This is a genomic window from Bacillus sp. M5A3_1b (assembly GCF_053345335.1).
This window is the reverse complement of the sequence record NZ_JBKEZY010000002.1, coordinates 141,322-160,880: the sequence shown is the minus strand read 5'-3', so window position 1 is coordinate 160,880 and position 19,559 is coordinate 141,322. Positions and strand designations below refer to the sequence as shown.

At 33.9% G+C, this 19,559-nt stretch carries 21 protein-coding genes and 1 pseudogene; 14 read left to right on the top strand and 8 right to left on the bottom strand.

Annotated elements, in window-relative coordinates:
* Window positions 1-199 precede the first annotated feature (199 nt).
* A complete protein-coding gene (locus ACLBWW_RS07005; protein ID WP_048543420.1) occupies window positions 200-1,045 on the top strand; it encodes a MerR family transcriptional regulator in 846 nt (281 codons plus the stop codon).
* A gap of 129 nt (window positions 1,046-1,174) precedes the next feature.
* Window positions 1,175-2,530 (top strand): MATE family efflux transporter, encoded by a 1,356-nt coding sequence (locus ACLBWW_RS07000; RefSeq protein WP_098977517.1) that lies wholly within the window; start codon window positions 1,175-1,177, stop codon window positions 2,528-2,530.
* 35 nt (window positions 2,531-2,565) lie between these two features.
* On the opposite strand, the gene ACLBWW_RS06995 is transcribed toward ACLBWW_RS07000, so the two are convergent.
* On the bottom strand, window positions 2,566-3,231 hold the full coding sequence (locus ACLBWW_RS06995) for a DUF421 domain-containing protein (protein ID WP_000923941.1): 666 nt from the start codon (window positions 3,229-3,231) through the stop codon (window positions 2,566-2,568).
* A gap of 160 nt (window positions 3,232-3,391) precedes the next feature.
* Here ACLBWW_RS06995 and ACLBWW_RS06990 point away from each other — a divergent pair, with 160 nt between their 5' ends.
* The 4 genes and pseudogenes from ACLBWW_RS06990 to ACLBWW_RS06975 all read left to right on the top strand — a co-directional run bounded on the left by ACLBWW_RS06990 (window position 3,392) and on the right by ACLBWW_RS06975 (window position 5,943).
* Window positions 3,392-3,970, top strand: coding sequence for a YdcF family protein (locus ACLBWW_RS06990; RefSeq protein WP_048543419.1), 579 nt, complete (start codon window positions 3,392-3,394; stop codon window positions 3,968-3,970).
* 148 nt (window positions 3,971-4,118) lie between these two features.
* The gene (locus ACLBWW_RS06985; protein WP_048543418.1) at window positions 4,119-4,436 is read left to right on the top strand and encodes a DUF4870 domain-containing protein; all 318 of its coding nucleotides are present in this window, start codon (window positions 4,119-4,121) and stop codon (window positions 4,434-4,436) included.
* 252 nt (window positions 4,437-4,688) lie between these two features.
* Window positions 4,689-5,423: an oxygen-insensitive NADPH nitroreductase gene (nfsA, locus tag ACLBWW_RS06980; protein ID WP_048543417.1), complete on the top strand. Its 735-nt coding sequence runs from the start codon at window positions 4,689-4,691 to the stop codon at window positions 5,421-5,423.
* Window positions 5,424-5,509: 86 nt separating this feature from the next.
* A pseudogene (locus ACLBWW_RS06975) lies at window positions 5,510-5,943 on the top strand (DJ-1/PfpI family protein).
* Window positions 5,944-6,037: 94 nt separating this feature from the next.
* Here the strand turns inward: ACLBWW_RS06975 and ACLBWW_RS06970 are convergent.
* From ACLBWW_RS06970 to ACLBWW_RS06945, 6 genes are all read right to left on the bottom strand, one after another.
* Window positions 6,038-6,763 carry a sulfite exporter TauE/SafE family protein gene (locus ACLBWW_RS06970; protein ID WP_098630473.1) on the bottom strand — a complete coding sequence of 242 codons (726 nt, stop codon included), beginning with the start codon at window positions 6,761-6,763 and terminating at the stop codon, window positions 6,038-6,040.
* A gap of 123 nt (window positions 6,764-6,886) precedes the next feature.
* Complete coding sequence (locus tag ACLBWW_RS06965; protein WP_098633474.1) at window positions 6,887-8,107, bottom strand: MFS transporter; 1,221 nt, start codon at window positions 8,105-8,107, stop codon at window positions 6,887-6,889.
* Between the two features lie 19 nt (window positions 8,108-8,126).
* A complete protein-coding gene (locus ACLBWW_RS06960) occupies window positions 8,127-8,576 on the bottom strand; it encodes an ArsR/SmtB family transcription factor (protein WP_098078459.1) in 450 nt (149 codons plus the stop codon).
* Between the two features lie 128 nt (window positions 8,577-8,704).
* Window positions 8,705-9,919 carry an MFS transporter gene (locus ACLBWW_RS06955; protein ID WP_447613965.1) on the bottom strand — a complete coding sequence of 405 codons (1,215 nt, stop codon included), beginning with the start codon at window positions 9,917-9,919 and terminating at the stop codon, window positions 8,705-8,707.
* A 6-nt stretch (window positions 9,920-9,925) separates the two neighbouring features.
* Window positions 9,926-10,393, bottom strand: a complete 468-nt coding sequence (locus ACLBWW_RS06950; protein WP_048543412.1) for a VOC family protein — start codon at window positions 10,391-10,393, stop codon at window positions 9,926-9,928.
* Between the two features lie 165 nt (window positions 10,394-10,558).
* Complete coding sequence (locus ACLBWW_RS06945; protein ID WP_000120179.1) at window positions 10,559-10,678, bottom strand: YjcZ family sporulation protein; 120 nt, start codon at window positions 10,676-10,678, stop codon at window positions 10,559-10,561.
* A gap of 239 nt (window positions 10,679-10,917) precedes the next feature.
* On the opposite strand from ACLBWW_RS06945, the gene ACLBWW_RS06940 reads away from it, so the two are divergent.
* A complete protein-coding gene (locus tag ACLBWW_RS06940; RefSeq protein ID WP_002108625.1) occupies window positions 10,918-11,136 on the top strand; it encodes an aspartyl-phosphate phosphatase Spo0E family protein in 219 nt (72 codons plus the stop codon).
* Window positions 11,137-11,185: 49 nt separating this feature from the next.
* Window positions 11,186-11,374, top strand: a complete 189-nt coding sequence (hfq, locus tag ACLBWW_RS06935; RefSeq protein WP_000400662.1) for an RNA chaperone Hfq — start codon at window positions 11,186-11,188, stop codon at window positions 11,372-11,374.
* Between the two features lie 25 nt (window positions 11,375-11,399).
* Here the strand turns inward: hfq and ACLBWW_RS06930 are convergent, their stop codons facing one another.
* Window positions 11,400-12,002: an HD domain-containing protein gene (locus tag ACLBWW_RS06930; RefSeq protein WP_000400774.1), complete on the bottom strand. Its 603-nt coding sequence runs from the start codon at window positions 12,000-12,002 to the stop codon at window positions 11,400-11,402.
* A 172-nt stretch (window positions 12,003-12,174) separates the two neighbouring features.
* Here ACLBWW_RS06930 and ACLBWW_RS06925 point away from each other — a divergent pair, with 172 nt between their 5' ends.
* From ACLBWW_RS06925 to ACLBWW_RS06900, 6 genes are all read left to right on the top strand, one after another.
* Complete coding sequence (locus tag ACLBWW_RS06925) at window positions 12,175-13,008, top strand: flagellar motor protein MotP (RefSeq protein WP_098633472.1); 834 nt, start codon at window positions 12,175-12,177, stop codon at window positions 13,006-13,008.
* Window positions 13,009-13,030: 22 nt separating this feature from the next.
* Window positions 13,031-13,708 carry an OmpA family protein gene (locus ACLBWW_RS06920; RefSeq protein ID WP_016134059.1) on the top strand — a complete coding sequence of 226 codons (678 nt, stop codon included), beginning with the start codon at window positions 13,031-13,033 and terminating at the stop codon, window positions 13,706-13,708.
* Between the two features lie 150 nt (window positions 13,709-13,858).
* Complete coding sequence (locus tag ACLBWW_RS06915) at window positions 13,859-14,227, top strand: response regulator (RefSeq protein ID WP_000940570.1); 369 nt, start codon at window positions 13,859-13,861, stop codon at window positions 14,225-14,227.
* A gap of 129 nt (window positions 14,228-14,356) precedes the next feature.
* Window positions 14,357-16,360, top strand: a complete 2,004-nt coding sequence (locus ACLBWW_RS06910; RefSeq protein WP_447613964.1) for a chemotaxis protein CheW — start codon at window positions 14,357-14,359, stop codon at window positions 16,358-16,360.
* Window positions 16,361-16,533: 173 nt separating this feature from the next.
* A complete protein-coding gene (locus ACLBWW_RS06905) occupies window positions 16,534-18,177 on the top strand; it encodes a flagellar motor switch protein (protein WP_048543410.1) in 1,644 nt (547 codons plus the stop codon).
* A 29-nt stretch (window positions 18,178-18,206) separates the two neighbouring features.
* The gene (locus ACLBWW_RS06900) at window positions 18,207-19,547 is read left to right on the top strand and encodes a transglycosylase (protein ID WP_447613963.1); all 1,341 of its coding nucleotides are present in this window, start codon (window positions 18,207-18,209) and stop codon (window positions 19,545-19,547) included.
* Window positions 19,548-19,559: the final 12 nt, after the last annotated feature.

The following is a 19,559-nucleotide window of genomic DNA, read 5'->3' as shown; positions in this document are numbered from 1 at the left end:
GCTTGATAATAGGAGGTAACGATACTGCCTCGTGTGGAGTGTTATACCCCTCGTCCCTTTGGGGCTGCGAGAACACGATGAAGCACTAACTTGTGTAAATTTGATTGAATTGTATAGATTTAGTTAAGTTTATCGTATCGGAATCACTATATAATAAGAAGAAATAAGGCTACGCTATTAATGAATTGGAGAAGGGTATATGTTATTAAATAAACGTTTTACAATTGGAGAAATGGCAAAAATGCAAAATATAGCGGAATCTACTTTACGCTATTATGATGAAAAGGGGATTTTTCATCCGTCCATTGTGGACCCGCAAACAAATTATCGCTATTATACGATCGATCAATTTTCACTATTAGATACGATTAAATTTTTACGCCAATTAAATATTCCATTAAAGGAAATTAAGAAATATATTGATGAAAGAAATCCGGCATACGCACTCAATTTATTGGAAAAACAACAAGAAATGATGTTGAAAAAACAAAGAGAAATTGAGTATGCTTTGGCGAAAATGGAACATAAAATTCATTTAATTAAGGAAGCGACAAAAGCAAAAGCTGAACAAATGGTAATTAAAGAGATCTCGCAGCGAAAAATTACAGCAATTGCGGTTGCCCCGAATACGACGGATGATATGTTTGAGTACTATATTCATTCGTTGCAAAAAAATATGAAACAAATGGATGATAGCTTATTTTCTGGAGATATCGGTGTAACAGTTGCGAAAAAAGGATTAATGCAAAATGAGTTTCAAGCATATAGCAGTGTTTTTATTCTTTTGGATTACATGCCTTTTCAAATACATAGTTCAGATGAAATTAAAGAAGGCATGTTTGCCTGTGTATATCATCATGGACCATATGAAGAAACGGATGAAACATATAAGAAGTTAATGAAATATATTAATCAAGAAGGATACGAAGTAAGTGGAGATGCGATTGAGATTGCATTAATTGATTGGTCTGTAACAGACAATCCAGAGGAGCAAGTAACAGAAATTCAAATTCCTATAATGAAAAAACAAAGCAATAAGTTGTAGGACGCGTATCATTACAAATTGGCTCCAAACATGATAATTAAGTTACCTATTTTTTAATTCTCTATTGACCTTCAAGTAACTTGAAGGTTTAAACTGTGAACAGAGCATTGAAAAAGGAGCATTTATATGATGGAAACAACAGAAAAGTTAAGAGAAAAACCGATAAAAAGTTTATTTATTTCTTATTTAATACCAGCCGTTCTAGGAATGGTGTTAATGTCAGTTAATATTGTGATTGATGCGGTTATGATTAGTAGGGGAGTTGGAGCAAACGGATTAGCAGGAGTAAACGTGGCTATTCCAGCGTTTTCAATTTTCTTCTCTATTTCATTATGGATTGGAATGGGCGGGGCAACGTTATATTCCATTGCACTAGGTGAAAATAAATTAGATAGGGCAAGATCTATTTTTACTCAATCCATGACGGTAGCAGTAATTATCGTAGGTGTGTTAGCAGCGCTTTGCTTATGGAGAATAGAAGATTTAGCATACTTATTCGGTGCAAACGAAGTGATTTTACCGTATGCGTTAGACTATTTACACGTGTTATTAACATTTGGAATGATATACGTTTTAGAAAATATTTTAAGTACATTTATACGAAATGATGGAAATCCTAATTTAGCAATGGCAGGGCTAGTTGTAACGGCTGTATTAAATATAGTGTTTGACTATATCTTTATTTTCATCTTTGGATGGGGCATAACAGGTGCGGCTTCAGCGACTATTCTTTCAGCAGCGATTGGTTTCCTTGTATTATTAACGCACTTCTTTAGAAAAAGTAGTATTTTAAAATGGACGAAATTCCATTTTGAATGGGATACAGTTAAACAAATTATGATCATAGGTTTCCCGAGCTTTACAGCAGAAAGTACAGTAGCGATTGTTACGATTGGTTTTAATATTACATTCGTTCAATATGCAGGAGAAGTAGGAGTCGCTTCTTATGCGATGGTGAATAGTATTCATGCGATGACATTACTATTATTCTTCGGCGTTGGAGCAGCGTTACAGCCAATCGCTAGTTTCCATTACGGTGCAAATTTAGCAGAAAGATTACGTGAAGGATTGCAGTTTGCTGTAAAAATTGCGGTAGTACTTGGGGGCGTAGCAATAATTGTCGGATTATTCTTCGGGAAATATATTATTGGTCTCTTTGATGTCCAATCTCCAGAGTTATTGGAGTTAACATTAACGGGTATTAGCTTGTTCTTTATCCAATATGTATTTTTAGGCTATAACATTGTGTATGGAGAGTACTTCCAATCCGTGCGACAAACGACAAAATCAGTGCTGATTATAATGAGCCGAGGGTTACTATTTATTATTCCATTATTATGGATTATGCCAAAATTATTTGGGATAAACGGAATTTGGCTCGTTATGCCAGTAGCTGAATTATTGACAGCGATTATTGTATTTACGATGAATCGTATGAAACATCCTGTTCCATTAAATATGGCGGGAGAGAAAGAAGCGATATAATGAAGAAAATCCCCTTGAGTAAGTAAGGGGATTTTTTACTCTTTTAAACTAATCGCAAAAGATCCATCTGTTTCTTGAACAGACGCGAAAGCAACGCTTTTAATATTAGTGATGCCCTTTTCTTTTAATTCTTTATATAACCATTTTTCGTCCTTATGAATTAACTTTAAGTTATCGTATTGAATTTGCGAATCAACGATAAGGGCAATTGGTAATCCGGCATACGTAACATCTATGTTCAAATCTTTTGGAGTTAATGGTACAAGCTCACGCTTTGGTAAAATACTAATGGCTCCGTTTGCTTCTAAAATAGCGTATTCAATTTCGTGAACACTTGGGTATCCCGCGACGCGAAGGTTAGAAAGAAGTTCAGCGATTGGATATCTACTTTTTTGTAAGTTCTCAAAAATAATATCACCATGTTTAATTAAAATGATAGGATGTCCGAGAATGAAACGATTTAGTTTGTTTAGTAAGCTTAATTTTGTAAGAAGCAAATGCAAACATGTAATAACGACCATACCGAGAAAAGCTTGCAAAGCACCAGAGACTGGTATGGCCTGAAAAGCTAAATAAGATAAAAAGATAATAGCACCAAAATCATGAGGAGTTAGTTGTGCTAAAGCTGATTTACCGAGCATTTTAAGTGATAGTAAAAATAAGATGAAAAAGAACGATACGTTACATAAAAAGAGAAGCAATAGAGACACTCCTTCGTGCAAAGTTGTACTTACTGTTCCCGAAAGAAATATAAATATTACTTTCCAGAGGATAAATTAGACTGAATTGGAATTTGTCTGTATACAAACAAATAAATGGATATTATCATGAAAGAAGCAAAGAACATAGGAGAATATGGATATGAAAAAGAAGAAAATAATTAAGTATATGATAGGGATTATAATGGTTTGCGCTGTTTATGCGGGATTTTTACAATATAACATTTATAAGCATGGGCAAATGAATGCGGCCTATGATGCTGATTATATAATTGTATTAGGCTCGAAAGTAAACGGGACGAAACCATCATACTCCTTGCAATATCGTATTGATAAAGCTGCTGAGTATTTACAATCACATGAGAAAACAATTGCTATCGTGTCTGGAGGGAAAGGAAAAGGAGAAGATATTTCAGAAGCATTAGCAATGAAAAATGGATTAATGAAACTAAAAATTGCAGAAGACCGCATAATAATGGAAGATAAGTCAACGAGTACAGATGAAAATATTACATTCTCAAAACCTTTAATTCCGGACAATATGAAAAAAGGGATGATCGTAACAAACGATTTCCATATGTTTAGAGCGAAAAAAATAGCAGCAAAGCAAGGTTTACAATTAGAAGGTCTTCCGGCCGAAACGCCGAAGCGAATTGTTATTCCATCGAATATACGAGAGTATTTTGCTATTACGCAATATTGGTTTATGAATCGAATATAGAGAAAAATAATCCCGTCTGGAAGTCCAGGCGGGATTGTTTTGCGGAAAATCTTACAAAAATGTCATGTTCCTGAAAGGCAAAGCGATAGTTTCTAGAATGCATTCCTGACATAATGAAGATAACAAAAACTATTTAGAGGTGAATCGGATGAAAGGAAATAATATATTATCTTCACTATGTTACTTTAGTATCTTTTTTGCACCATTTTTACTGCCAATTATCGTGTACTTCATTGCGGAGGATGAAGTGAAATATCACGCGAAAAAAGCATTTTGGTCACATGTTTTCCCGTATGCGGTTTTATTTGGTGGATTAGCAGTATCAGGCATATATGGTTTAAGCTTCAATCAATCTGATGGTGCTGGAATTGGAATGATGATCACATATGCAGTATTCATTCTTGTAGGGGTTTATTACTTCATTTGGAATATCGTAAAAGGTGTTAAAGTTTTGAAAACAGCGTAATAAGATAAGGAATAATTCGGAGTGAATTTGTCGTTATTTGTCGGTAAGTCGATATCCCTTGTCGAATCGTCGATATATCTGAAAAATCGCTGATATATTTAAATAATCGTCGATATAATTTCATGCACCGTATTGATAGACGTTTTAAAAAGAGCAATTCAAAAAGAATTGCTCTTTTTGTGCTTATAAGTTGTGAATATTGGAAAAGATATGTTAATTTTTCATTAGGAAGAGAAAAAAGGAGTGTTTTTCATGAATGAGATCATACATACAATGGAGCAACACGTTTCAGTTCGTAAATATAAAGAAGAATCAATTCCGAAAGATGTAATAGAAAGAATGGTGCAAGCTGCGCAGCATGCTGCTTCCTCGCATTTTGTACAGGCGTATTCTGTTATATATGTAACAGATCAAGACTTAAAGGTTAAACTAGCAGAGCTATCCGGAAATCGTCACGTGAAAGACTGCGCAGCATTCTTTGTTTGTTGTGCAGATTTAAAACGACTTGAAATGGCGTGTGAACAGCATGGTACAGAGATTAAGCATGAAGGAGTAGAAGACTTTATCGTTGCGACGGTAGATGCTTCACTGTTCGCGCAAAACTTAGCGTTAGCAGCAGAATCGTTAGGATACGGTATTTGTTATATTGGTGGTATTCGTAATAACCCGAGAGAAGTAAGTGAATTGCTTCATTTACCAGATAAAGTATATCCTATATTCGGAATGACAGTTGGTGTACCAGATGAAAATCATGGAGTGAAACCACGTTTACCAGTAGCGGCAATTCTACATGAAAATGGGTATGATGAAAAGAAATATGATGAATTACTAAACGAATACGATGAAACGATGAGTTCGTATTACAAAGAAAGATCAGCAAACAAGAAAAACGTAACATGGACAGAATCAATGAGTTCGTTTATGGCTAAAGAAAAAAGAATGCATATGAAAGAGTTTTTAAGTGAAAAAGGACTTAATAAGAAATGAATAAAAAGGCAGACCTTCATGTAGGTCTGCCTTTTTTGGAGGAGAAATATGATTGTTTTCGAATAAGTATAGAAGGAGGAGATAATATGAAAAAAGCTTTAATCTTTTTATTCGATGGATTTGCAGAATTTGAAGTGAATATAGCGAGTTTATTTTTGATCATTTAGAAAATGAACAATTGTTATCGATCGTGAATGAATTACATAAGCAAAATAAATGGATAGCAGGTATTTGTGCAGGGACATCATTACTACATGCAGCAGGAGTACTTAATAAGAAGAAATTCTCAACATCATTAACACCAGATGAAAAACAATTAGCGCATTTACATGAATGGGAATATAAACAAAATAAAGATGTAACCGTTGATGGGAAAATCATAACCGCGGTAGGATCTGCGTACGTGGAATTTGCTGCTGAAATAATGAAGCAGCTCAATTTATTTAACGAAGCTGAAGTGAAGGAGAACTTGCAATACTTTAAAAATGTAACAGAGGTTTGTGATGAAACGTTAGTATAAGTGAATATAAAAAGCGGCATAATAGCCGCTTTTTATCGTTTAAATCTATGAGTTTTTGTACAATTTAAAGCATCTATTGTCTTGAAGAGTTTACTTATAATAAATACAAACTCTCAATAAGAAGATACATACCCGTGCAACTCAAAAGGATGTACGTAAATATTTTAAAAATCCGTTGATTAAGCCATTTGAAAATAATTTGACCTATATACAAACCTAAAAAAACAATTGGGATTGCATAAAAACTTGATTGCCAAATTGTTTTGTTTGTGCCAGTAAAGAGTATTTGAGTTAGTAGACTAATGAAATATATAAATAGATAAAAAGCTAAAGTAGTTGCTCGTAACTTCTCTTTTTTTGTATCAGTTCCTGTAAAATAAAGTAACAGGGGAGGTCCTGGCATACCGATACTTGTCGTTAATAGACCAGATAATCCACCAACTATGAAATCTCTAGATTTTGTTGATTGAATTTTAAAGTTGCATATTAGCATCAACGTTAATAGTAAAAGTAGGATGCTAATTGCTAATTTAAATGTGTTGATGTTAATGGAAATGAAAATTAATATTCCAAAAGGAACACCAACTATACTTCCGAAAATTAATCTTTTCAGTAGAATAAAATCAATGTCTGTTTTTATTTTCCAAATGAGCGATATGGAAATAATTAATGATAAAATGATATTTATTTGTATAGCTTCTTGTGGTAGAAATAACATGAGTAAGAAAGGTGTTGCCATAATAGAAAAGCCAAAACCTGTACTTGTTTGTAAAATAGAAGCTACTAATATAATACATATGAAAGTGAATATAATCTCCAAAATAGTCCTCCTATATAATTAGTTCCAATACATATTTTAACATAAAGTGAAACTTTAATCAGTGGGGCTTACTGTCCTTTAAAACGGGAAAAAAGCGGCTAAATAGCCGCTTTTTTCTCGCATTTAATATTCCAATGATGACCCTGTAGCTTTAAAATATTTTTCTCGTGAAGGCGTCATTACACGGATTGCTAATAAACAGGAAAGGAAAAGAATAAGTAATGAGCTGGTTATTACAGTGATTTGAACGGAAAGAAATTGTGCGGATGCCCCAATTGCTAAAATGAAAAAGATTTGGATGAAATTTTTTATGGAATCAAATACGCTATCAATACGACCTATCATATGTACAGGGATGTTATTTTGATAAAATGTTATAAAGCCAGTACCAGCAAATGATGAAGAAATGCCAAGTAAAATGAAACCACTCGCTGCAACTATAAATGAACTTGAAAAGGCGAAAATTACATAGCCTATTGCTGTGAAAATCATACCTAATCCGATACAATGTTGAATTGGTAATCGTTTAGCAAAGAGAGAAACAAGAAATGAACCGAAAACGTAAGCAGCACCAGTTATACTAACAAGCATGCTATATTCTATATTGGATAAAAACAGTACTTGTTTTGTGAAAACAACCTCTTGTGAATCGAGTGCCATAGAGACAAGCATAGTAGCTTGAAATAAAACGAATATGAGAATAATGTAACTTTCAGTTCGAGCGAATGAAAAAACTTGTTTCCAATCACTTCGTAATGTTTGTACGAAAGTATTTGCAACTTCTTCGTTTTGTTTTGTTTGTAGTGTAATGTTTGGCAAGAAGTAAATGAGAATGGTAGAAAGTAGAAAGGAAAGTGAGTTGCAGTAAATCACAAAGGATGCTGAGTACGTGGTGAGAAGTATTCCAGCAAGAGCTGGACCGATAATAAAAGCCCCGTTTGTAAATAAGCTATTCCAAGCGTTGAATTGAGCGCGTTCTTCAGCTCGTATGAGCATTGTTCTATAAGAAAATGATGCTGGATCGAAAAATGATGTAGCAATGCGAGTTAAAAAGATAAAAATATAAATGGCCCAAATAGAATCAAATAGTGGAATACAGCCAATAAGAGCTGCTCGAATTATATCTGTGATGAGCATAATGGACCGTTTGTTTAATCGATCTACTATGCTACCAGACCATATTTTTGTAACAACGGTGGCAATTGGACCTACAATCCATAATCCTGCTACAGCAGCAGGGGAGTTTGTGCTATTTAACACCATTATGTTTAAGGCGATGAGATACATAAAATCACCTAAACGAGAAATTCCTGTTCCCGACAATAATAATAATTTATTTTTCATGAACAAATGGCCCTTTCTTTCATTGTTTTTTAATCCTGCAGGAAATGGAGTATTCCTCTTCGGAGTTTGATTGACGAGCGGTTTTGTTTTCCCAGCGTAATAAAACTTGTGTAACTTCCCAAGTAAGCTGTTGTAATTCCTCTGGAGTTAAAAATAAATGAGATACAATATGACTACCTGTATTCGTTCCTTCTGTGCCGCTTTCTTCAATATAGAAATGAGCAGCTTTTGCTTTATAATATTTTTCAATAATTCCCCGTTTTTCTTTCGTGTCTACTAATTCAAGTAACCCTCCATCATATAAAATTTGAACGTGATAATGTACGCTACCAGCAGATTTATTTAGTTTAGTAGCTACTTGTTTTGCAGTGAGTGCCTCGTCTTTTAAAAGGTGAAGAATTTGAATGCGAGTTGCATTAGAAATGAGCTTCTGCTGCTCAGCTGAAATAGTAAGTCTATCGTCAAACATTATGATATCTCCTTTCTTATGATCTAAATTTATTGTACATTCTAAAAAATTAGAACGTAAGGAAAATAAATCGCCTTTTTCCTTTATATTTCGACATAAATAAAAATAGCATGTACATAAACATGCTATTAAGTGATAGTAGATTCTTCACTCAGTTTCCCGCGATAAAACAGGTAAAGCCATATAAAACTAACAAAAATACAGCATATAGCTAATAGGCTACCAATAACTTGCGGAGAAAGGACTTCTAAAAGCGCTCCAGTAAAAAACATAGATAGCTGAATAAGAGATCCGTAAATGGAATAATGGAATGAAAAAACTTTACCCATCATATTTTCCTTCGTATAAGTTTGAAGTAATGTCGTATCAAGTGGAACGATGATTCCTCCTGCTATGCGCATACAGAATAATGTAATGATACCGATAATAAGTTGATCGGATAAAATGAATCCGAGAAAGAAAATTCCTTGTAGGAAATAGGCCCACCCGAATGCTTTTTTCATTTTTTCTTTATTATGAGACATATAAAGATTAACGAGAAGGCTTCCCATCATAAGCCCAGCCCCTTGAACCGTATATAAAATTCCAATGTTGGTGTGGAAAATTTTTTCGGCATAGATCGTTAGAAGTAGCTGATAAGCCCCTCCAATCATGCCCCATGAAATGCCGACAAGAATTAACGTTAAAATGATTTTTGTTTGTAATATGTATGTGTAACCATCTTTTATATCAGTAAAAAATGCTTTTTTCTTGTTACAAGTATCATGAGAAGGGACACTCATATTATAAATAAAATAGGCTGAAATAAAGTATGACAGGATATTTACTAAAAAAGTGAATTCAATATGTAAAGATTGTGCAATTATCCCGCCCAAAGAAGCCCCCATAATAGACATAAAACCATTCATTGTACTAGAAAGAGAGTTAGCAGTTACGAAATGATCTTGGTGTACGATATTTTTTAAGGCTGCCTGTTTAGCCGGCTCAAATAAACAAGAAAGTACAGATAAACATATATTAGAAATGAAAATAATCTCAATTTTATATAATGCAAATAAATAAGTGAGGACGATTATGCCTCGTAAAATATCGGTAAAAATAAGAATCTTCTTTTTAGGAAAACGATCTACAATCCCGCCTATGAAAGGACTAAGTAGAAGTTGAGGTAAACCTTTACTTATAAAAGTTAGTGCGATCATAAACGGAGATTCCGTTATGCTATAGACGAATGTTACTAAAGCTACCGTATGAAACCAATCTCCAAGTACACTTAATGTTTGCCCATAAAATAGTTTTTTGAAGGTATTATTTGTTTTCAAAAGTGTGATATAAGAAATTGACATAAAAGATTAATCCTTATGTAATAATGATGCTTGAACTTGTTTCTTCCATTCACTTAAATACACTTTCTCCTCTGTAGGAAGTTCAACAGGTAATTGTGCAATTAATTCTAAACTATTTCCGTCAGGATCGTTAAAGTATACGGCGGCATGCGCTAATTCTGGAAAAACAATCGGTTCAATTGGTTCCATTCCGAAATCTTTTCGTGCTGAAATGCCTTTTTGATTTAGCCAATGAATCGCATTTTCTAAATCATGTAAGCTTACTTGAAAGGCGATGTGTCGTAAAGAGGGATGATAATTAACTTTGTATTCTGTGCCTTCCCAAAGGCCGAGCCAACTTTCATTTTCTTTAATCCAAAAGAAAGCAATATCATCTCCTCTTTTATATAATTTCAGTCCAAGTGATTTATAAAAAGATATTGATATCTCTAAGTTACTGACAGGTAAATGTGCTTCGTAAAGACCTTTAATCATTGTAATCCTCCTTAGTAAAATATTTCTTATTTCATAGTAAACTTTTTTTTATTAGTTGAAATCACAAAATAGAGGGATATCACTTCATACGAAAGTATGAAAAAACAGCTCAAATATGAGCTGCTTTCGTATAGTTTTTCGTTCATTTGTTAAGGATAGGATATATTAGTATCCGTATCCGCCGCCACCCCAGCAGCTACAACCGATGATGATTAGAAGGATGAATAGTACGATAAGCAAAGCAAATCCACCGCCGAAACCAGCGCAACTTCCACCATAGCTCATATGTTTTCCTCCTTTTGAGTAAGTTAATCTATATAATTCATGGACTACTATATACAGTATGTTTTTTGTGTGGAAAAGGAGCCAGTCTCTTTTGTAATTAGACAAACGCCTGTATGGTTATTTTAATTGTATATTGTGCTAGGGGTATGTGAAGAAATCGTTATATATTTTGCGATTTGTTCATAAAAAAATATAAAAATTGTAAAAAAAACCATTTTTATATTTTTTTATGAGAGGATTTGTACTATAATTTTACAAGTAATATTATGGGAAAAGGGAGTTTTAGTAAAGAGATGGAGATGGGAAAATTACACAATAAAATAGAAAACAAAAAGAAAGAGCTAATCCAACTTGTTGCTAGACACGGATTGGATCATGATAAAGTTTTGTTATTTAGCCGAGATTTAGATATACTTATTAATAAGTTTATGAATGTAAAAGATAAATTACATAAATAATTTGTAGTTTTTTATATTAGGATATTTTGCGAAAAGGAGAGAAAATTATTTGGAACATTTACAAGAAGAGTTATATAAACAAATAAAAGAAGAAAAAGGTATTGTTACAGTTTTTTTAAAGAGTGGCGTTAGAATAGTAGGAGAAATTGTTGCGATAGACAAATTTACCGTTTTAATGTTAGTTGATGGAAAACAACAACTGATTTACAAGCAGGCTGTATCAACGATAATGAAATAAGACACTCAATTTGAGTGTCTTTTCATTATCGTTTGCAAGCTTCCACGTCAATGCCGGCAGCTAGTAATTTCTTTTCGCCATCTTGTTCAATCATTTTTTGTAATTTAGATAGGAAAGAATCAAAGTTTGTATGCTTTGCCACTTGGAATGTCATTTTATGCTCAATTGGTAGCCACGTATCAATATCAGCTTCGTTATGCTGAATTTTCACCTCAAGCTTATCAAGTGCGTTGGCAACTTTTGCTTCGTACGTTTCTTTCGCTTCAAACTCCATCCATAAATCATATAATTCCTCACCGAGAGAACCTTTTAATGTTCGTTTAATATTTAAAATGGCTTCTTGCTCATTTTTTTGTTTTTGTAATTGTAATTCATGACTATTCATTGTATCAAAAGCAGGAATATCACCAGCTTCTGCCTCGACTAGGTCGTGAATAATAACCATTTTAAGTAATTTTTCAATATTTACTTTTTGATCTAAATAAGGCTCAACTAAAATGGCCATTAGAGACATGCGCCACGTATGTTCAGCAACACTTTCTTGACGCCCGTTAGAAAGCCAGCTATGTCGCATTTCGTATTTTAATTTTTCTGCTAGTGCAATGACTTGTAAAATGTTATGTTCCATCGTGATCCTCCTCATATTTCCATACTATAATTCTAATATGGAAATGAAATGTGTCAATTTTATGAGTATATTGCGATAAATAGATAATAAGCGTATAATAAACATTATATGTGAAAACGCATTATTAAAATGAAAAAATGTTTTATAAAAATGAAAAGGGAAGGTCCGGAATATGGGAGATGAAAATCAAGTGTTTGCTAGACCAGAAAGAAAAAAAAGGAAGTTTGATATTTCTAGCCCAGTGGGCATAATAGTAGGTTTTGCTATTGTAATAGCAGCAATTATGATTGGCGGCGGCGGAGTAAAAGCTTTTAAAAACTTTTTAGATGTTTCATCTATTTTAATTGTCATAGGGGGAACAACTGCGACAATTGTTGTGGCATATCGATTTGGAGAAATAAAAAAATATACGAAAAGTATTTTTACTGTTTTACATAGAAAAGAAGAAGATTTAGAACAGTTAACGGATTTGTTTGTCGATTTTTCAAAAAAGTCCAAAAAACACGGTTTGCTTTCTTTAGAAGTTGATGGAGAGCAAGTAGACAATCTTTTTATTCAAAAAGGAATTCGATTAATGTTAAGTGGTTACGATGAAGATGAATTAAAAGAAGTGTTAATGAAAGATGTTGAAACGGAAGTGTATGAGTTAAGAAAAGGGGCAGCATTACTAGATAAAATTGGCGATTTCGCTCCAGCTTGGGGCATGATAGGGACTTTAATCGGTCTTATCATTATGCTTCAAAACTTGCAAGACACATCGCAAATTGGTACAGGGATGGCAGTTGCGATGTTAACGACATTGTATGGGTCAGTACTTGCGAATATGATTGCAATCCCTCTTGCTGAAAAAGTGTATCGTGGTATTGAAGATTTATATACAGAGAAGAAGTTTGTTATTGAAGCGATTTCAGAATTATATCGTGGTCAAATTCCTTCTAAATTAAAGTTGAAACTCGATACATATGTATACGAAACAAAGATAAAAAAGGTAAAACGAGCAGCCTAATATTTCAAGGAGTGGTATGGTTATGATGCAACGACCGCAAAAGGGATCGCCTCGTTGGATGACGACTTTTACAGATTTAACGATGTTATTATTAACTTTCTTTGTATTACTAGTTGCTACATCAAAGCAGGATGCAGTAAAATTGTCACAGATGCTTGAAAAGTTTAGTGACGTGGAGCAAGTAGATGCAAAAGTAATGGAAAATACAATACCAGATATTTCACATGAAAAAAATGATGAAAAAATGGTCTCTAAAAAGAGAATGGACGAATTATATAAAAAGTTAAAAGCATATGTAGATAATAACGGTATTAGTCAAGTGAATGTATATCGAGAGGATACGGGAGTAAGCGTCGTTATAGTAGATAATTTAATATTTGATACGGGTGACGCGAACGTTAAACCAGAAGCGAAAGAGATAATAAGTCAATTAGTTGGGTTTTTCCAATCAGTACCAAATCCGATTGTTGTTGAAGGGCATACAGATAGTAGACCTATTCATAATGACAAATTCCCTTCTAACTGGGAGCTGTCTTCAGCAAGAGCAGCAAATATGATTCATCACTTAATTGAAGTGTATAATGTGGATGATAAAAGGTTAGCTGCGGTAGGATATGCAGACACAAAGCCAGTAGTACCAAATGATTCACCGCAAAATTGGGAGAAAAACCGTCGCGTTGTCATTTACATAAAAGAATAGTATATTATCATTTTAATAATAAAATAATGAAAATACGAAAATTCTTTTAAAAAAATATTAAATTTTATCATTTTATTTTGTATAATGAGTGAGAATGATAAGGTGAAATATTAAGATATATTTATACATAGAAGGAGAGAATTAAAAAGAATGGCACATAAAATTTTAGTTGTAGACGATGCGATGTTCATGCGAACGATGATTAAAAACTTATTAAAAAGTAATTCTGAATTTGAAATTATTGGTGAAGCAGAGAATGGAGTAGAAGCAATTCAGAAGTTTAAAGAACTTCAACCGGATATTGTAACATTAGATATTACTATGCCAGAAATGGACGGACTTGAAGCATTAAAAGAAATTATTAAAATTGATTCAAGTGCAAAAGTTGTTATTTGTTCTGCAATGGGACAACAAGGTATGGTATTAGATGCAATTAAGGGTGGGGCAAAAGACTTTATTGTAAAGCCATTCCAAGCAGATCGCGTAATCGAAGCTTTAACAAAAGTAGCAAACAGCTAATATAGAAGGGGCGCCACAAGGAATCTAAACATTGGTAGCGGATATGCGTGTGGCCCCCTTTTTTCTTGCTATAAAACACTAAATTGTTATACATAAATGAAATGTTTGTTAGACAGGTAGGGGATGAAAATGCAAACAGATCTATTAAATATATTTTTTGAAGAATCAGAAGAACATTTACAATCGCTAAATGAAAATGTGCTAACTTTAGAACAAAATCCCACTGATATGGATGTTGTGGGAGAAATATTCCGCTCAGCCCACACATTTAAAGGTATGTCAGCGAGTATGGAATTTATGGAAATGGCGGATTTAACGCATAAAATGGAAAACGTTTTAGATGAAATTCGTCATGGGAATATAGTTGTAAATGCAGAGATTATTGATGTGATTTTTGAGTGCATTGATAATTTAGAGAAGATGGTTGCAGATGTGCAACAAGGCGGAATGGGCAATATTGATGTAATTACAACTAAGCAGAAATTAGAAGCATTATTGAATGGCAATGTAGAAACTCCTGCGGAATATATTGAGCAAGAACTTATAAATAATGATAATGCAGTTTCGCATGAAGTGCATATAACTGTTGAGCAACATGCTATTTTAAAAGCAGTACGTGCAATTATGTGTATTGAAGCACTGCAAAATGTAGGTAATGTACAAAAAACAGTTCCAAGTATTGAAGAAATTGAAGCGGATGCTTTCGGGTTTGAGTTCACAGTATTTATGGATACTGATCAAAGTGAAGAAGAATTAAAACAAGTAGTGCTTCATGTTTCTGAAATTGAGAGAGTAGAAGTGAAGCAAGGACATACATTAAAAGAAGTAGTCTCGAAAGAATTGGGTACACAAGAAGCTATGCAGGAAGATTTACAAGCGGCTACGCATGCGGAATCAACTAAAGAAGTATCGAAGCAATCAGCTAATGCTACACCTGCTAAAAGCGCTACAAAAACGAAAAATGGTAAAGTGGAAAATCGTTCCATACGCGTTCAATTAGAAAAAATTGAACGATTAATGAACATGTTTGAAGAAAGTGTAATTGAGCGTGGTCGTATAGATGAATTGGCACAAGCAATTCAAAACAAGGAATTAATTGAGCATTTAAATCGATTAGGCGATATTTCAAAAGATATTCAAAATGTACTACTAAATATGCGTATGGTGCCGATTGAAACAGTCTTTAATCGTTTCCCGCGTATGGTACGTATGTTAGCGAAAGATTTAGGGAAGAAAATTGATTTACAAATTACAGGTGAAGACACAGAAGTTGATAAAATTGTTATTGATGAAATCGGTGATCCACTCGTTCATTTAATTCGTAATGCAATTGATCACGGTGTTGAAACTGTTGAACAACGTCGTGATGCAGGTAAAAATGAGACAGGTACGATTAAATTAGAAGCGTTCCATAGTGGAAATCATGTCGTAATTCAAATTACGGATGATGGAAATGGAATTCATAAAGGGAAAGTATTAGAAAAAGCGATTAAAAATGGTGTTGTAACAGAATCTGAGGCAAATAAATTAACGGATCGTGAAGTATTTGATTTGATCTTCCAACCAGGATTTAGTACAGCTGAAGTTGTATCAGACCTTTCTGGGCGTGGCGTTGGATTAGATGTAGTGAAACATACGATCCATAGTTTAGGTGGACATTTAATTATTGATTCTGAAGAAGGAAAAGGTAGTACATTTAGAATTGAACTGCCATTAACGTTGTCCATTATTCAATCTATGCTTGTTCAAACGAATGATAAACGTTATGCTTTCCCTCTTGGTAATATTGTTGAAGCAATTCGGATTAAGAGAGAAGACATCCAATCCTTACAAGGAAAAGATGTGTTAAATTACCGTAATCAAATTATTGAAGTGAAGCATTTAAGTACTGTATTTGGTGAAAAAACAGTAGATGAGGCGTTTGCGTCATATGATGGTCAAATGGTTCCTGTGTTAATTGTTCGTAATACACATCGCAGCTATGGACTTATTGTAAACACAATTATCGGTCAAAGAGAAATAGTCCTAAAGTCATTAGGTGACTTCTTTGCAGAGAGTTCTAATTATTTCTCTGGTGCGACAATTCTCGGTGATGGACGAGTGGTCCTCATTTTAAACCCAGAAGGTTTATAATAGGAATGAAGGAAAGCTCCCCACTTGTATACAATTGGGGAGCTTTTTGGTTAATCGTTACTAAACTAAAAATGGGAATAAATACATATTAACGTTTTATATAATAAGTTTGTTAAAATAAAATGAGAGTTTATATCATTTGATAGAAAAACAGAAATGAGGAGGCAGAGAAAATGCCTGAGCAACACACAAAAGGGGATACGAGCACAATTGTGCTAGAAAAAGAAAATGAGCATTTAACGCCTCAAGAATGCGATATTCTTGGCGAAATTGCAAATATATCATTTGGTTCAGCTTCGACTGTATTATCAACAATCTTAAATAGGCAAGTAAGTATTACTGCTCCTCGCATAGAATTGGTAAATTTATATGATTCAAGCGACGTCGAAGTTCCACACGTTGTATTAAACATTCATTTTACAAAAGGATTAGATATGGAAAACCTTCTTGTCCTTAAGCAAGATGTTGCATTATCCATTGCTGATTTAATGATGATGGGAACAGGTGAAGTGGAAGACGGAAAAGAACTTGGTGAATTAGAGCTAAGTGCTGTACAAGAAGCGATGAATCAAATGATGGGGTTCGCAGCTACATCTATGTCTGAATTCTTCCAAGATACAGTAGATATGTCTCCGCCGACAATTAAAGTTGTAAAGTTATCAGAAGAAATGGAGAAAATCTCTGAAATCGATGGGAATCATACGATTGTTAAAGTATCGTTTGATTTAAAGATAGATAATCTTGTAAACTCTAAACTTGTGCAAATTGTTTCAGTTGAACATGCGAAACGAATGGTAAATAAATTAATGCAATTATCTGGTGGAGTAGAAGAAAAAGATGAGCCAGCAGAAGTAGTGGAAACTGAGATTGTAGAAGAACAAGTTGAAAAAGAGCATTTAACACAAGAAGAGAAAGATGTCCTTGGTGAAATTGCAAATATTTCAATTGGCTCCGCTTCAACAGTATTGTCAACACTTTTAAATCAGCCAGTTACAATTAGTACGCCCAATGTAGAATCAATCAATGTTCGTCATTATGACGGAGTACCAGTCCCGTTTGTTATTTTAAATGTTGATTTTGTTGAGGGACTAAAGAATGAGAATGTATTCGTATTTACGAAAGATGTCGCTTTAACAATGGTAGATTTAATGATGATGGGAACAGGGGAAGTTGATCCAGAGAAAGAACTTAGTGAATTAGAACTGAGCGGTATTAAAGAGATCATGAACCAAATGATGGGGCATGCTGCAACGGCGATGTCAGAAATGTTTCAAGAAAAAATGGACATGACACCACCAAATGTTAAATTCGTAACGTTAAAAGAAGAAATGGAATATTTGGGAGAGTCAATGAAAGTGGACGAACTCGTCCAAATTACGTTCAACCTTGAAATTGGCGACCTGCTTCAATCGAAAATGTATCAAATTTTACCGATTTCAGAAGCGAAAGAAATGGTAAGAAGACTTCTATATCCAATGATGGAAGAGGAAGAAGAGATTGTTACGGAAGAAATTGAAGAAGAAAAAATTGTAGAACCTGTTGTGCAACCTATTGAATTTAAAGAAGTAAAACAAATGGAACCAGTATACATGGACACATCCATCTTACAAAATGTAGAAATGAATGTGAAATTTGTATTTGGAAGCACAGTGAAAACAATTCAAGATATTTTAAGTTTACAAGAGAATGAAGCGGTTGTACTAGATGAGGATATCGACGAGCCAATTCGTATTTATGTAAATGATGTATTGGTGGCGTATGGTGAACTTGTAAATGTAGATGGATTTTTCGGAGTAAAAGTGACGAAATCGCTATAAGTCGTTGAAATAGGAGTTTGAGCTAGTAGATGAAAAACGTAAAGTTTTTTCTAATGAGCTGGTTATTCATAAATGTGTGTCTGTTCTTCCCTCTGCAAAGTCAGGCGGAAGAACAAATTGAGCCAGATCAAAAACTAAATGAAATGAATGTACAAGAAGAAAACAAAGAAGTTCAAGAGCAGCCAGAGCAAGTGGAAGTGAATCAAGGTAAAGAGCAACAACAAGAAGTAGTAAATGAACAAGAGGCCGAAAAAAAGATAGAGACGGATCAAGGGGTTATTACAGTAAATAAGTCGGAATTAAAAGTTGGCGAAGAAGTGCGAGTTATTGTAGAGCCGAAAGAGCAAAATGTTCAAAGTATAAAAGGTATTTTGCGCTTGCCAAAAAACGGCGATCAGTATGAACAAGAAAGAATGCTATCGTTTAAGTATGAAGAGGAAACGAAGCGATGGATTGCTAACTACAAGGTCGAAACTTTTGATTTGCAAGGTGATTGGAATCTTCAGCTCATTCAAAGTTCTAAAGAAACTGAGAAAGAAGAGCTTATAGAAAATGAAGTGAAAGTCCCATTTATTCGTATAAATAATGACACGCCAACAATAGATAAAGAACTGCCGAAGTTGCATAAAGTTACTGTTGACGAGGCGAAAGAGAAGCTAATTGAACGGAAACAAGGCGATTCTATACGTGTGCGAGTGAAGGCGACAGACGGAGAATCAGTTGTGAAAGAAGTTCGTGTTACATTAAAAGGGAAAGAAAATAAAGAGATTACATTTTTATTAGATTACAATAAGCGCGACATGGATTGGCAAAAAGTATTTGAAATAACGGATGCGTTGCCAATCGGGACGTACGAAATACTTGTAGAGATAGTGGATGCGGCCGGCAATAAACTGGTTGAGGAAAGTGAGTATATCGTTTCTATTTTGGAGCAAAAACCAGAAGATGATAAAAAGATAGAAGAACGAGAGAATGAAGATAAATTAGAAGATAAGAAAGAAACTGAGAAGCAGGAAGACTCGAAAGTAGAATTCCCGCTTCCAGAAGAAAACCCGCCAGTTGTTCAAATTCCGAAAAAAGAAGAGAAAGTAAACGATCTTATAAAAGAACCATTGAAAGAGAAAGAAAAAATTACTTATGTTATAAAAGAGCCTTTCACAGACAACAAGGAAGTAAATAAAGCGAAGGCACAAATAGATAAAGATAATAACAATCAAGTCATTTCGAAAAAGAAAGAGAAAAAAGAAAAGCCAGAAGATAAGAAAGAAGCTAAAAGTGAACAGGGAATACAAGCTTCTAATGTATTTGCCATCATGTCAGGTTTATTCGTATTGTTTTTAGTTTTAAAAAGTAATAAAGAATGGGGCTAATAATTTCATAGT

Excerpts from the sequence above, each read along its gene's own strand:
- ACLBWW_RS07000 (WP_098977517.1), top strand. The coding sequence starts at position 1,175 with ATGGAAACAACAGAAAAGTTAAGAGAAAAACCGATAAAAAGTTTATTT.
- ACLBWW_RS06925 (WP_098633472.1), top strand. The coding sequence starts at position 12,175 with ATGGGAGATGAAAATCAAGTGTTTGCTAGACCAGAAAGAAAAAAAAGG.
- ACLBWW_RS06910 (WP_447613964.1), top strand. The coding sequence starts at position 14,357 with ATGCAAACAGATCTATTAAATATATTTTTTGAAGAATCAGAAGAACAT.
- nfsA (WP_048543417.1), top strand. The coding sequence starts at position 4,689 with ATGAATGAGATCATACATACAATGGAGCAACACGTTTCAGTTCGTAAA.
- ACLBWW_RS06930 (WP_000400774.1), bottom strand. The coding sequence starts at position 12,002 with ATGGAACATAACATTTTACAAGTCATTGCACTAGCAGAAAAATTAAAA.
- ACLBWW_RS06985 (WP_048543418.1), top strand. The coding sequence starts at position 4,119 with ATGAAAGGAAATAATATATTATCTTCACTATGTTACTTTAGTATCTTT.
- ACLBWW_RS06945 (WP_000120179.1), bottom strand. The coding sequence starts at position 10,678 with ATGAGCTATGGTGGAAGTTGCGCTGGTTTCGGCGGTGGATTTGCTTTG.
- ACLBWW_RS06900 (WP_447613963.1), top strand. The coding sequence starts at position 18,207 with ATGAAAAACGTAAAGTTTTTTCTAATGAGCTGGTTATTCATAAATGTG.
- ACLBWW_RS06965 (WP_098633474.1), bottom strand. The coding sequence starts at position 8,107 with ATGAAAAATAAATTATTATTATTGTCGGGAACAGGAATTTCTCGTTTA.
- ACLBWW_RS06955 (WP_447613965.1), bottom strand. The coding sequence starts at position 9,919 with ATGTCAATTTCTTATATCACACTTTTGAAAACAAATAATACCTTCAAA.
- ACLBWW_RS06915 (WP_000940570.1), top strand. The coding sequence starts at position 13,859 with ATGGCACATAAAATTTTAGTTGTAGACGATGCGATGTTCATGCGAACG.
- ACLBWW_RS07005 (WP_048543420.1), top strand. The coding sequence starts at position 200 with ATGTTATTAAATAAACGTTTTACAATTGGAGAAATGGCAAAAATGCAA.
- ACLBWW_RS06920 (WP_016134059.1), top strand. The coding sequence starts at position 13,031 with ATGATGCAACGACCGCAAAAGGGATCGCCTCGTTGGATGACGACTTTT.
- ACLBWW_RS06960 (WP_098078459.1), bottom strand. The coding sequence starts at position 8,576 with ATGTTTGACGATAGACTTACTATTTCAGCTGAGCAGCAGAAGCTCATT.
- ACLBWW_RS06905 (WP_048543410.1), top strand. The coding sequence starts at position 16,534 with ATGCCTGAGCAACACACAAAAGGGGATACGAGCACAATTGTGCTAGAA.
- ACLBWW_RS06950 (WP_048543412.1), bottom strand. The coding sequence starts at position 10,393 with ATGATTAAAGGTCTTTACGAAGCACATTTACCTGTCAGTAACTTAGAG.
- ACLBWW_RS06990 (WP_048543419.1), top strand. The coding sequence starts at position 3,392 with ATGAAAAAGAAGAAAATAATTAAGTATATGATAGGGATTATAATGGTT.